The organism is Streptomyces verrucosisporus, assembly GCF_017114865.1.
Taxonomy (GTDB): domain Bacteria; phylum Actinomycetota; class Actinomycetes; order Streptomycetales; family Streptomycetaceae; genus Streptomyces; species Streptomyces fenghuangensis.
This window is the reverse complement of the sequence record NZ_JADEYH010000009.1, coordinates 96,555-109,879: the sequence shown is the minus strand read 5'-3', so window position 1 is coordinate 109,879 and position 13,325 is coordinate 96,555. Positions and strand designations below refer to the sequence as shown.

The 13,325-nt window shown below is 70.6% G+C and carries 8 protein-coding genes; all 8 read right to left on the bottom strand.

The window, feature by feature from the left end:
* Nucleotides 1-7 precede the first annotated feature (7 nt).
* The 8 genes from IQ279_RS12785 to IQ279_RS12750 all read right to left on the bottom strand — a co-directional run bounded on the left by IQ279_RS12785 (nucleotide 8) and on the right by IQ279_RS12750 (nucleotide 13,083).
* Nucleotides 8-985, bottom strand: a complete 978-nt coding sequence (locus IQ279_RS12785; protein ID WP_206348563.1) for an ABC transporter permease — start codon at nucleotides 983-985, stop codon at nucleotides 8-10.
* A 119-nt stretch (nucleotides 986-1,104) separates the two neighbouring features.
* The gene (locus IQ279_RS12780; RefSeq protein ID WP_206348561.1) at nucleotides 1,105-2,901 is read right to left on the bottom strand and encodes an ABC transporter substrate-binding protein; all 1,797 of its coding nucleotides are present in this window, start codon (nucleotides 2,899-2,901) and stop codon (nucleotides 1,105-1,107) included.
* A gap of 99 nt (nucleotides 2,902-3,000) precedes the next feature.
* Nucleotides 3,001-4,038 carry an ABC transporter permease gene (locus IQ279_RS12775; RefSeq protein ID WP_206348559.1) on the bottom strand — a complete coding sequence of 346 codons (1,038 nt, stop codon included), beginning with the start codon at nucleotides 4,036-4,038 and terminating at the stop codon, nucleotides 3,001-3,003.
* A gap of 838 nt (nucleotides 4,039-4,876) precedes the next feature.
* Nucleotides 4,877-6,784, bottom strand: a complete 1,908-nt coding sequence (gene typA, locus IQ279_RS12770; protein WP_206348557.1) for a translational GTPase TypA — start codon at nucleotides 6,782-6,784, stop codon at nucleotides 4,877-4,879.
* Nucleotides 6,785-7,122: 338 nt separating this feature from the next.
* Nucleotides 7,123-8,994, bottom strand: coding sequence for an ATP-binding SpoIIE family protein phosphatase (locus tag IQ279_RS12765; protein ID WP_206348555.1), 1,872 nt, complete (start codon nucleotides 8,992-8,994; stop codon nucleotides 7,123-7,125).
* A gap of 326 nt (nucleotides 8,995-9,320) precedes the next feature.
* The gene (locus IQ279_RS12760; protein WP_307792330.1) at nucleotides 9,321-11,834 is read right to left on the bottom strand and encodes a SpoIIE family protein phosphatase; all 2,514 of its coding nucleotides are present in this window, start codon (nucleotides 11,832-11,834) and stop codon (nucleotides 9,321-9,323) included.
* A gap of 88 nt (nucleotides 11,835-11,922) precedes the next feature.
* On the bottom strand, nucleotides 11,923-12,150 hold the full coding sequence (locus tag IQ279_RS12755) for an SPOR domain-containing protein (RefSeq protein WP_206348553.1): 228 nt from the start codon (nucleotides 12,148-12,150) through the stop codon (nucleotides 11,923-11,925).
* A gap of 180 nt (nucleotides 12,151-12,330) precedes the next feature.
* Nucleotides 12,331-13,083, bottom strand: coding sequence for a GntR family transcriptional regulator (locus IQ279_RS12750; protein ID WP_206348550.1), 753 nt, complete (start codon nucleotides 13,081-13,083; stop codon nucleotides 12,331-12,333).
* Nucleotides 13,084-13,325 lie beyond the last annotated feature (242 nt).

Here is a 13,325-nt window from a genome sequence, read left to right as displayed (position 1 = left end):
CGTTCTCCTAGGACAGGCGCACACGCGGGTCGATGAACCCGTACACGGCGTCCACGACGAGGTTGCAGAGCAGGATGAAGGCGGCGCTGACCAGCATGACGCCCATGGTCAGGGGCAGGTCCTTGTAGAGGACCGACTCGACGGCCAGGCGTCCGACGCCGGCGAGGCTGAAGGTCAGCTCGGTCACGATGGCGCCGCCGAGCAGCGCGCCCAGGTCGATGCCCAGGATCGTGACGATCGGGGTCAGCGAGCCGCGCCAGGCGTACCGGAAGAAGACGTACTTCTCGGACATGCCCTTGGCCTTCGCCGTGCGGACGTGGTCCTCCTGCATCTGCTCGATCAGGGTGGACCGCGACATACGGGTGTAGTTCGCGGTGAAGATCAGCGACATCACGAACCACGGGATCAGCAGGCCGACGAACCAGGCCACCGGGTTCTCCGTGATCGGCACGTACTTCGGGGAGGACAGCCAGCCGGTGCTGTAGACCAGCAGGCCCAGCACGATCGGGCCCAGGAAGTAGATCTGCATCGAGCTGAGGACCAGCGAGGCGGAGCTGAAGGCCTTGTCGACGAAGGTGCCCTTGTTGCGGGCGGCGATCATGCCGGCGCCGAGGCCGAGGGTCAGGAAGATGACCAGGCCGCCGACGGTCAGGGAGAGGGTCAGGGGCAGCCGGTCGATGATCGTGTCCCACACGAACCGGTCGTCGTTGAACGACACGCCGAAGCAGGGGGCGTCGCAGTGGCCGACGGCGAAGTCCCGCCCCGCCACGATGCCCTTCATGAACTCCCAGTACTGCGCCGTGATCGGCTTGTCCAGTCCGAGGTTCTCGTGAATGATCGCCAGGTTCTGCGGGGTGCAGTTCTTGCCGCACGCCAGCAGGGCCGGGTCCTGCGGGATGGCGAAGAACATGGCGAAGGTGAAGGCACTGATCAGGATCAGGATGACGAAGGCGCCGACCGACCGGCGAATGAGGAATTTAAACATGGTGGTGGTTCGCAGCTCTCAGCACGGCGACAACGACGACGGGGGTGGGACGTGCGAAGCGAAAGCCCGTGGGCGGGTCCCCGGGGGGTTCTCCCCCGGGGACCCACCTCATGAGCCGGTTACTTCTTCAGGTACAGCTGGGTGAGGTCGATGTAGCTCTTGACCGTGCTGTACCGGGCACCACCGATGTTGGAGCCGTAGATCTGCAGCTGCTTGGTGTAGTACAGCGGAGCGGCCGGGTTGACCTCTTCCACGATGTACTTGTGCAGCTCGACCCACTCCTTGGTGGCCTCTTCCGGGTCCTGGATCTTGGAGATCCGGTCGATCTCGCCGTTGACGTGCTTGTCGTTGATGTGCGAGTAGTTCGACGCGCCGTCGGCGATCTGGTCACCGTCGTACACCGGCGGGATGACGGTGGAGGGCGACGGCCAGTCCTGGCCCCAGCCGGTCATGTAGATGTCCAGGCCGTTGTCGACCTTGCCGACCTGCTCGTACCAGGTGGAGGGGTCGATGTCCTTCTTCTGGACGTCGAAGCCGGCCTTCTCCAGGGCGGTCTCGATGATGACCGCCTGCTTCTGGCGGTGCGGGGCGTTGGCGTAGGCGTAGGTGAGCTTCATGCCCTCCTTGCCGGCTTCCTTCAGAAGCTGCTTCGCCTTCTCGATGTCGCCGTTGGGCTTGTCGAGCTTGCCGTACGGGTCGTAGCCGTCCTCGTAACCCGGCAGGGTCGGGGCGAGCAGACCGCCGGCCGGCTCACCGGCGTAGGAGCCGCCGTCGGGGCGCAGGATCTGGCCGTTGGGCAGCGCGTGGGTGATCGCGTCACGGACCTTCTTGTCCTTGAGGCGGTCCATGTTCATGTTGAGCTGCCACACGTAGGGCTGGTAGCCCTTGATCGTGCGCTTGTCGGCCTCTTCGATGACCTGCTTGATCTTGGTGGAGTCCACCGAGCCGCTCATCTGGATGGCGTTGGCGGACTCACCGCGGTCGGCCAGGATGCGCTCGGTCTGGTCCGCGCGGTCGTGGTTGAACGTGATGTTCCAGCCGTCCACGTACTGGTGGCGGGAGGGGTCCGTCTTCGGGTCCCACTCGGTGTTCTTTACCAGCTTCATGGACTTGCCGGGCTTGAAGTCGGCGATCTTGTACGGGCCGAGCGCCACGGGCTTCTGGTCGTACTTCGCCTTGGTGTCGTCCTCTTCGGGGACGATGGAGTAGCCCGGCATCGCGAGCGCCTGCGGCAGGTCGGGCTGCGCGGTCTCGAAGTGGAAGACGATCGTCTTCTCGTCCGGGGTCTCCAGGACGGAGTCGGGCAGGTGGTCGCCCTCGTACGGACCGTCGGGCAGCTCGTCGCGGTAGTCGGGGCCACCGGACAGCCACTGCTGGATGTAGGTCGGGCCGTCGGTGATGTGCTTGGCGTACAGGCGCTCGATGGTGTGGCGGATGTCCTTGGAGGTGATCGGGTCACCTTCCTGGTCCTTGATGCCGTCCTTGAGCGTGTACGTCCAGGTCTTGCCGTCGTCGGACTGCTTGCCCGAGTCGGTGGCGAGGTCGCCCACGACGGTCAGGCTGCCGTCCTCGGCCTGGGTGTAGGTGGTCAGACCGCGGTGGATGAGACCGGAGAGCTGGCCGGCGTCGCTGACGTAGATCTGGCCCGGGTCCAGGTGGGAGAAGTCGTCCTCCTGGTAGACCCGGATGGTGCCCCCCTCCTGGGCGCCCTCGACCGGCTCGGCCGGGCCCTTGGAGGCGGCGGCGTCGCCGTACTCGACCGCCGCGGACTGGGCCTTGGCGGCCTCCTTGTCCTTGGCGCTCTCCTCGCTCTTGCTGCCGTTGTCGCTGCCGCTGCCGCAGCCGGTCAGCACCAGCGAGCCGGCGGCGAGGGCGACGAGCGCACCTCGCAGTGTGCGCGATCGGATGGGATTCATGATGCTTGTGCACCTGCCTGTCAGTTGGGATCCGTCTGCTGCCCTGTCGCATCCGGTCTCCCGGGTGCGGGGGTGGCAGCCCCCCTCAGATGGACGTGATCAGCGTCCGGACTTGGGGTCGAAGGCGTCCCGCACGGAGTCGCCGAGAAGGTTGAAGGCCACCACGAAGATCACCATGGCGATACCGGGGAAGAACATGTACGTCGGGTTGTCCTGGTAGATCTTGGCCGCGGTCCTGAACATGCGCCCCCAGTCCGGCGTCGGCTCCACGTAGCCCACGCCCACGAAGGACAGGAAGGCCACGGAGAGGATCGTCGCGGGGAGCATGTAGGTGGCCTGCACCAGGATCGGGGTGACCAGGTTCGGCAGCAGCTCCTTGCGGATGATCCGCCAGGGCGACGCCCCCGAGACCTTGGCGGCCTCCACGAACTCGCGTTCGCGCAGGGTGAGGGCCTGGCTGCGCACCAGGCGCGCCATGCCCATCCACCCGAGGAGCCACAGGACGACGATGATCGCGGACGCCCGGACGTAGACCGGGGTCTCGTCGACGGGCGACACGAAGACGGCCACCACCACGGGCATCGCCGCGATCAGGGTGAGCTGGCTGGGGAGGGCCATCATGAAGTCGGTGACCCGGCCGATCCAGTAGTCGACCTTCCCGCCGAAGTAGCCTCCGACCAGACCGATCAGCACACCGGTGACCACCATCAGGATCGTCACCGGGAGAGCGGTGTACAGCGATGTCCGCATGCCGTACAGCAGCTGCATGAACACATCGCGGCCGAGCTCCGGCTCGATGCCGAACCAGAACTCGGAGGAGATGCCTCCGTTGGGACCGGCCGGGAAGCCGAACTCGTCCAGCAGTTCGTACTGCTCCTGACCGTACAGCGTGTACGGGTCCTTGCCGTAGAGCCAGGAGACGACCGGTGCGAGCGCGGCGATCAGGAAGAAGAAGATCACCACGAAAGCACTGATCACACCGACACGGTCGCGCTTGAAGCGCAGCCACATCAGCTGGCCGGGTGAACGGCCGGCGAGCTGGCCGCCACTGCCGGCGGTCTGCTCTTTGCTCAGGCTCTCGGCGTCCGGGCCAGGGTTGTCGGCCTGGGCTGTCGCAGCCTGGGTTGGACTCGTCATCGCGTTGCGCCCCCGCGCTGTGGGTGTTGGCGGAACCCGCTCTTTCTTCGGCACTGGGAAATGCCATGGGCTGAGCGGACTTTTGCAATCGGTTCCCAGCTCAGTCAAGAGGTCTTGGCCCTCGGTTGGCCACTCTCCGCACATCTTGAGCGAAGGTTTTGCAGATTGAGGTCCCAGCGTGCTTGACAAGCTCCAGAAGAGTCGGACATATAGCCACTTTGGGCCCATAGAGAGTTAATGAATCCGCAACCTAGCCGTCGCTGCGCCGATATACGAACGTGCCGTTCTGAACTGCGTACGGCCTCCTCGTGACACACCCGAAACCCGGGAGATGTCCCCCGGAAGAGTGGACGCGCGTAGACCCATCTCGCACGGAAGACCACCAAAGCCGTTGCGATGGCAAACAATGGCATGTTCGCCCGGCCCGTTCCGCGCCACCGCGCCGACGGGGGCGGGGCCCTGTGGAACCGTCCGCGCCGGCCACCTGCCGCGCGCCCCCCGCTCACGCCCGCCGGGCCCGCCCCCGGACGCGTGGGCGGGCGCCGGCACCGCGCCGCCAAAGCGGTGGGAACGGCTCCTCGCACAAGCGCCTCCTTCAGGGCCTGGACACCCTCTCTCCGGAGCCATATCACCTCATAAGAGACTTTTCCCGCCGCTACGCCCAACGGGCTCGCGGAGTGTTCCGGCGGCCGCCCGGATGCCGCACGGCTCCCGCACACCGCCGGGGCCGTGGGCCCCGGGCCGTCCCGGACGGCTCCGGACGGCCCCGGACCGCGCGAAGGGGCGCCGCGGACCGCTGTGGTCCGCGGCGCCCCTTCGGAAGGAATCGCCGGGTGTGTCAGGCGTGCTTGGCCCGGGAAGCGGCGCGGGCGCGCTCCTTGTGGTCGAGGACGACCTTGCGGATGCGCACGGCTTCCGGGGTCACCTCCACACACTCGTCGTCACGGCAGAACTCCAGGGACTGCTCCAGCGACAGCTTGCGCGGCGGGACGATCGACTCGGTCACGTCGGCGGTCGAGGACCGCATGTTGGTGAGCTTCTTCTCCTTGGTGATGTTGACGTCCATGTCGTCGGAGCGGGAGTTCTCACCGACGATCATGCCCTCGTACACCTCGGTGCCCGGCTCGACGAAGAGCACGCCGCGCTCCTGGAGGTTGGTCATGGCGAAGGCGGTGACGGCCCCTGCGCGGTCCGCTACGAGCGAGCCGTTGTTGCGGGTCTTCAGCTCTCCGAACCAGGGCTCGTGGCCCTCGTGGATGGAGTGCGCGATACCGGTGCCGCGGGTCTGGGTCAGGAACTCCGTGCGGAAGCCGATCAGGCCGCGGGAGGGCACGACGAACTCCAGGCGCACCCAGCCCGAGCCGTGGTTGGACATGTTGTCCATCCGGCCCTTGCGGGTGCCCATGAGCTGCGTGACGGCGCCCATGTGCTCCTCGGGCACGTCGATGGTCAGGCGCTCGACCGGCTCGTGGACCTTGCCGTCGACCTCCTTGGTCACCACCTGCGGCTTGCCGACGGTCAGCTCGTAGCCCTCCCGGCGCATGGTCTCCACCAGGATGGCCAGCGCCAGCTCCCCGCGGCCCTGCACCTCCCAGGCGTCGGGGCGCTCGGTGTCCAGCACGCGCAGCGAGACGTTGCCGATCAGCTCCCGGTCGAGGCGGTCCCTGACCTGGCGGGCGGTGACCTTGCGGTCCTTGACGGCCGACTTGGCGTCCGCGCCCTTGCCGGTGCCGCCCCGGCCGACCAGCGGCGAGGTGTTGGTGCCGATGGTCATGGAGATCGCCGGCTCGTCGACGGTGATCAGCGGCAGGGCGACCGGGTTCTCCGGGTCGGCCAGCGTCTCGCCGATGGTGATGTCCGGGATGCCGGCGACGGCGCAGATGTCTCCCGGGCCCGCCACCTCGGCCGGCTTGCGGGTGAGCGCCTCCGTCATCAGCAGCTCGGTGATGCGCACGTTCTGCACCGAGCCGTCGCGCTTCATCCAGGCCACCGTCTGGCCCTTGCGCAGCTCCCCGTGGGCCACGCGCAGCAGCGCGATGCGGCCGAGGAAGTTGTCGGCGTCCAGGTTGGTGACGTGGGCCTGGAGCGGGGCGCCCTCCTCGTAGGAGGGGGCCGGGACGTGCTCCAGCAGCGTGGAGAAGAACGGCTCCAGGCTGTCGCTGTCGGCCGGGACGGTGCCGTCGGCCGGCTTGGTGAGCGAGGCCACGCCGTCACGGGCGCAGGCGTAGACGATGGGGAACTCGATCTGCTCCTCGTCCGCGTCCAGGTCCAGGAAGAGGTCGTAGGCCTCGTCGACGACCTCGTCGATGCGGGAGTCGGGCCGGTCGGTCTTGTTGATGCACAGGATGACCGGCAGCCGGGCCTGGAGCGCCTTGCGCAGCACGAAGCGGGTCTGCGGCAGCGGGCCCTCGGAGGCGTCCACCAGCAGCACCACCGCGTCCACCATGGACAGGCCGCGCTCGACCTCGCCGCCGAAGTCGGCGTGGCCGGGGGTGTCGATGATGTTGATGGTGACCGGGGCGCCGCCGTCCTTGGGGTGGTACTTGACCGCGGTGTTCTTGGCGAGAATGGTGATGCCCTTCTCGCGCTCCAGATCGTTGGAGTCCATCACGCGGTCGTCGACCGACTCCAGCTGGTGGGCGGCGAAGGCGCCGGCCTGCTTGAGCATGGCGTCGACCAGGGTCGTCTTGCCGTGGTCGACGTGGGCGACGATGGCGACGTTACGGATGTCGTGGCGCGTGGGCATACTGGGGGCGCTTCTCCCGGAATCGTGGATGGCGGCGCGACCGGTGCGTCGCGCGCCCGCCGGGCTGATCATCGCCACGGCCTGTCATCCCTCCATGTTACGGGCCCGGCGCCGGCGTACGGGGCCCGACGGCTCCCCGCGGCCCCCGGCCCGCGCCCGCTGCGACCGTAGACCTCGCCCGTGTCCGCCCGGTGACACCCGGGTGACCGCCCGCCGACCGGGGGCTTCGCCCGCGCCGGGGCGCGGGCGCGACTCCCGTGCGGCGGGCGGTGTGACGTGCGGCACTCCCGCCCGCGCGCACGGCGGGGGCGGGGTCGAAGACGGCGCCGGCCGCCCCTTCAGAACATGCTGAGCAGCGCCTCGGCCGAGTCCGGCGGCTTGGGCTCACCCTCCTGGGGGAGGGCGAGCTCGAACCAGACCGTCTTCCCCCGCGGGGTACGGCGGCTGCCCCAGCCCGAGGAGAGCAGGTCGACCAGTTGCAGACCGCGTCCGCCCTCGTCGGTGTCGCGGGCGCGGCGGCGGCGCGGCTGGACGAGCCCGGAATCCCACACCTCGCAGACCAGGGTGCGGTCCAGCAGCAGGCGCAGCCGTATCTCTCCCCCCGGCGCTGCCGGGGGGACCCCCACCCCCGGCTGCGCCGGAAGGGCGCCCGCCCCCGGCTGCGCGGAGGAGACTCCCATGCCGTGGCGCAGGGCGTTGGTGACCAGCTCGCTGACGAGCAGTTCGGTGGTGTCGGCGAGGTCCTCCAGCCCCCAGGCGGCGAGCCGGCGGCGGGTCAGATCGCGGGCGCGGGCGACCGAACGGGGCTCGGCCGGCAGCGTCCAGTCGCCCACCGACTCCGCCGGAAGCCCCTGGATCCGGGCCAGCAGCAGGGCGATGTCGTCCTCGCCGTGGTGGGTCTCCAGTGCGCCCAGCACCTCGTCGCAGACATCCTCCAGCGGGCGGTCGGGGCCCGACAGGGTGGCGCGCAGCGCATGGAGCCCCTCGTCCAGGGACTGGTGGCGGGACTCGACCAGTCCGTCGGTGTAGAGGGCGAGCAGGGAACCGTCGGGCAGCTCGACCTCGGACTCCTCGAACGGCTCGCCGCCCACGCCCAGCGGCACGCCCTTGGGGACCTCCAGCAGCAGCGCGGACTGCTCGCCGCCGTCGTCGCGCGGCTCGACCAGCACGGGCGGCAGATGCCCGGCGTTGGCGAAGGTGCAGCGGCGGGTGACGGGGTCGTAGACGGCGTAGACGCAGGTGGCCAGGTACACCTCGGAGAGGTCGGCGTCCTGGCCGGACCGGCCCTCGCGGTCGCCGCGGCCGTTGCGGGAGGCGCCCAGCCCCTGGGCGATCTCGTCCAACGCGCCCAGCACCTCGGCGGGTTCCAGGTCCAGCAGGGCCAGGGTGCGCACCGCGCTGCGCAACTCGCCCATGGCCACGGCCGCGCGCAGGCCCCGGCCCATCACGTCGCCGACCACCAGGGCGGTGCGGTGTCCGGGCAGTTCGATGACGTCGAACCAGTCGCCGCCCACCTCGCTGGCCGTACTGCCCGGCAGATAGCGGCAGGCGATGTCGAGCCCGGCGGCCTCGGGGTCGTCCGGGGGCAGCAGACTGCGCTGGAGTATGAGCGCGCGCTCGTGCTCCCTGCGGTACAGCCGCGCGTTGTCGACGCACACGGCCGCGCGGGCGGCCAGCTCCGCGCCGAGTGCGGCGTCCCGCTCGCCGAAGGGCTCGCTGCCCTTGGTCCGGGAGAACTGCACCAGTCCGAGTACCCGGCCGCGCGCGACCATCGGCACGGCGAGGGTTGACTGCACCAGGGTGCCCGGGACGCGCTGGACGCGGGCGGTGCGCAGCGCGTCGGCGTACGGGGAGCCGGTGGGGTAGCGGTGGACGCTGCCCGGTTCGACGTGGTCCGGGTCGGGGGCGCCGCCCGTGTGGTGGCCGAGGGTGATCGGGCCGTCGGAGACGGCACTGGCGAAGGCCACGCGCCGCAGTGGACGGGTGCCGTCCGGGCCTTCCGCCGCCCGGGGGTCCTCCCCGGAGAACACCTCCGGGTACAGGTCCACGGAGGCCAGGTCGCAGAACTGGGGCACGGCCACGTCGAGGAGTTCGCGGGCGGTGGTGTCCAGATCGAGGGAGTTGCCTATCCGGGCCCCCGCGGCGTTCAGCAGCGCCAGGGCCCGGCGTACGTCGTCGGGCTTTCCCGCCTCGGCCGGAATGTCGCTCAACGCCGCCCCTTCCTGTTCCGGTCCAGCATCTTCCCGGGCACACTCCGCCCGGAGCCCGCTGGGCCCGTCCGCCGCCCGGTTTCCGCCACCTCCGGCGGAACCCGGGCCGCTCCCGTCCTCTCTCTCCTAACCAGGCGGGGTCCGCTCGAACCACGCGCCATGACGGCGTGGCCGTTCCCGGCCGGGTCCGGCGGCGGCACCTCGGCCGGAGTCGCAAGGCGCACGATGTGGTGTGGCGCAATTTTTCCGGTGTGTTGGACACAGCGTCAAGGCGCAGGTGGGACCGCTGTCACGGGGCCGGGAACTGGGATCGAGCCCACCTTCCGTCATGGAAGGCTCAGTTCGAACCAGACGGTCTTGCCGATCGGGCCGTGGCGGGTCCCCCAGCGGCGCGCCCCGCGGGCGACGAGCTGGATGCCGCGCCCGCCCTCGTCGTCCACGGCGGCGTTGCGTTCGCGGGGCGGGGCGGGCAGCGGGTCGGAGACCTCCACCAGCAGGGAGGTGCCGCGCACCATCCGTACGCCGATGGGTCCGTGTGCGTGGCGCATGGAGTTGGTGACCAGTTCACTGACGAGCAGCACGGTGTCGTCGGTCAGCGCCTCCAGCCCCCAGCCCCGCAGGACGCCGCGGACGGCATCACGGGCCCGGCGCACGGCGTACGTCTCGGCGGGGAAGGTCCAGGAGGCGGCGCTGTCCTCGGGGAGGCAGCCGAGCCGGGCCATCAGCAGCGCCACGTCGTCCACCGATCCCATCGATCCCGCCGGGCCTCCGGGACCGGCCGGCCCGGCGCCCGGGCCCATGCCGCCGAGCACCCGGTCGCAGACGTCCTCCAGGAACGGCTGGGGGGGCAGGCCGCGGAGCAGGGACACAAGGCGGTCCAGTCCCTCGGTGATGTCCTCGCCCCGGTGCTCGATCAGTCCGTCGGTGTAGAGCACGAGGACCGCCCCGTCCTCCACCTCCAGGCCCACGGACTCGAACTCCACCCCTCCGACGCCCAGCGGGGCGCCCGAGGGCGCCTCGACGGGGGTGATCTCCCAGCCGTCGCCCCGGCCGGTCAGCAGCAGCGGCGGCACGTGCCCCGCGGTGGCCAGGGTGCACTGGCGGGTGGAGGGGTCGTAGACGGCGTAGACGCAGGTGGCCATCAGGGGCTCGTCGGGGCCCTGGGCCAGGTCGTCGGCCAGGTCGTTGACGCGGCGCAGCAGTTCGTCGGGCGGCAGGTCGAGGGCGGCCAGGGTGCGCACCGCCGTGCGCAGCTGCCCCATGGTGGCCGCGGCGCGCAGCCCGTGGCCCATCACGTCGCCGACGACGAGGGCGACCCGGCCGCCCGCCAGGGGGATCACGTCGAACCAGTCTCCGCCCGCCTCGGCCTCGGCCTCGGTGTGGCTGCCCCCGGGGACGTAGCGGTAGGCGATCTGCACGCCGGGCGGCGAGGGCACCTGCTGGGGCATCAGGCTGCGCTGGAGCATCAGGGCGCTCTCGCGCTCGCGGGCGTAGAGGCGGGCGTTGTCCAGGCTGATGCCGGCGCGCCCGGCCAGTTCCATCGCGAGCGCGAGGTCGTCGCGGTCGAAGGCGGCGCGGCCCCCGGCCCGGTTGAGCAGCAGCAGCCCCAGGACGGTGCCCCGGGCACGCAGCGGGACGACCATCAGGGAGTGGATGTCCAGGTCGAGGGCGGCCTGGACCCTGGGGTCGCCCGGGTAGGAGGCGGAGACCAGCTCCTCGCGGGACATCACCAGATGGGGGGCGGCGGAGGTGAGCACGCTCTCGAAGATCGACCCCCTCTCCAGGGCGATGTCCTGGCCGACCCTCAGCATCCGCTCCACGACCGGGCCGCGGGCCTTGGCCGCGGCGCCGAGCTGGAGCAGCGGGGCGCCGGACGGCCGGACGGCGCGGGGCAGTTCGCCGCCGTGGGCGACGGCGGCGTAGAGCATCACGCTGGAGTAGTCGGCGAAGCGCGGGACGAGGGCGCCGGCGAGCGTCCTGGCGATCCTGGGGACGTCGAGCAGGTCGCCGAGGGCCACACCGACGTCGTCCAGGAGCTTCAGCCGCTGCCGGGCGCGCTCGATCTTCTCCATCGCGTCGCGCCGCTCGGTGACGTCCATCACCGTGGAGCTGACGCCGAGGACGCGTCCGTCGGGGCTGGTGAGTCTGCCGTAGGACACCGAGCGCCAGCCGTGCCCGTCGGGTGCGGCCAGGACGGTGTCCACCACCGGGCGGCCGGTCTCCAGCACCAGGGACTGGATCTGGGCGAGGGTGTCGGCCATGGCCTGCGGCAGGACGTCGTGGACGGTCCTGCCGAGGATCTCGTGGACCGGCCTCCCGTTGAGCCGGGCGAGTGCCTCGTTGGCGCGGACGTAGCGGCGCTCGGGGTCGAAGACGGCGATGCCGAGCGGGGATGTGGCGAAGAGGGCGTCGAGGGCCGCGAGGTCCTGTTCGACGGCGCGCAGCCGGGAGGTCTCGACGATGTTGGCCAGAACGAATGGTTCGCGGTCGGGGGGCGTGAGCAGGGAGGCGCGGGCCTCCACCTCCACGGCGTGCCCGTCGCGGTGGCGGACGCGCATGCTGCCGCGCCAGTACCTGTTCTCCCGGAGCGTCCGGTAGATCCCGTCGCGCGAGACCGGGGCTCCCGAGGACGCCTCGACGGGGACGTCCGTGAGGTAGCCGCCGTAGTAGTGGCCGACCATGGCTTCGGCGGGCCACCCGAGGATCTCCTCGACCGTGGGGCTCCACAGCACGATGCAGCCGTCGGTGTCGAACATGACGACACCGACGCGCAGGGTGTCGAGCAGCGAGGTGGTCACGCCCTCGACCGCGCCGTGGAATGCCTTGGGTGGGTCGTTCACGCCGTCCTCGTCCACGCTCGGGCTCTCGCCCGGGCGCGCACCCGGGCCTTTTGGGACTGTTTGTCCGTATACCCGATTGTGCAACGGGTCAGGCGTGATCACCGCTTCCGCGGCGCAGGCGCTCGACCAGGTAGCGCCGCTCCTGCGCCCCTCCGTCCGCCCCTTCCGCCCCGGCGCCGCCCGCCCGGTCCCCGCCCAGCCGCTCGGCCATGCTCAGGGCCTCGGCCCGGGTGGCGTAGCGGCCGACGCGGTAGCGGTTGCCGTTCGGATCCTGCCGTATGACCATCCAGGGGAGCACGGCCTTGCCCTCACTCATCACGCACCCCTCCCGCCCGGCGCCCCGCGCCGCGCGACTTCCCCCAACGATCCACCGGTCTGCATATGCCCGACCCTACGCCCGGACTTCACTCAACGCATTCGCGTTGGCACAATGCGACATGGTTTCGGCCAGGTGTGCGAGTGACCGCGGCATCCGCAGGGGGCGCGCGGGAGTGATTCAGCGCACCGGGAGGTGGTACACGGCGCGGTGGCGGTCCGCGGGCACGATCACGTCCGCGGTCTCCACCGGGCGTCCGCCGGCGCGGTACGTCCGTTCGATCACCAGCACGGTGTGCCCCGGCACCCCGCCCAGCACGAGCATCTCCTCGGCCAGTCCGGGCCGGGCTCCGACCTCCTCCACCACGTTGTCCACGACGATGTCGATGGCCGCCATCCGCTCCACCACCCCCCGTCCTCCGAGCGGCCCCTCCTCCGGCAGCATCACGGGGGTGCGCCCGGTGACGGCCAGCGGCTCCCAGGAGGTGGAGAGCATCGAGGGCTCCCCGCCGACCCGGAACAGGTAGTGGGTGCGCATCACCCGCTCCCCCTCCTTGATCCGCAGCCGCTCGGCGATCCCCGGGCCCGCCTCCTCCTGCTCGCTGTGCGACTCCCAGGTGCCCGTGATCCGCTCGTCGGCCTGCTCCTGGCGGAACGGGCCGGTCTCGCCTGCCGGCCGGTAGCCGGTGCGGACCACCCTGCGCGGCACGGGCCGCTCGCGCACGTACGTCCCCGACCCGGAGCGGCCCTCCACCAGCCCCTCGGCCATCAGCACCTTGCGGGCCTCCAGTGCGACGGTGTCCGAGACGCCGTACTCCGCGCGGATGCGGGCCTGCGACGGCAGCCGGGTGCGCGGCGGAAGCGTGCCGTCGGCGATCTTCCGGCGGAGATCCCCGGCCACACGCAGATACGCGGGCTGTTCACCGAAAGGCACATGTCCTCCCAACAGCTTGACGGTGTGCAACAGCTTGGCAACGGAAGGTTGTACGCCGCAATAATCGGCCAGGGTTTCACCCGATGTGATGAAGTGCTGCTCAGGGCAGGTTTCAAGCACGAAACCGGCCCCCACGGCGGAGCCGTGGGGGCCGGGGCTGTGCACGGGCGGTCGGAGCCGCCGGGGACCGGACCGCGGATCGGCCCGGAGTTCAGGCCGGAGGCCGGTCCGTGGAACAGGGG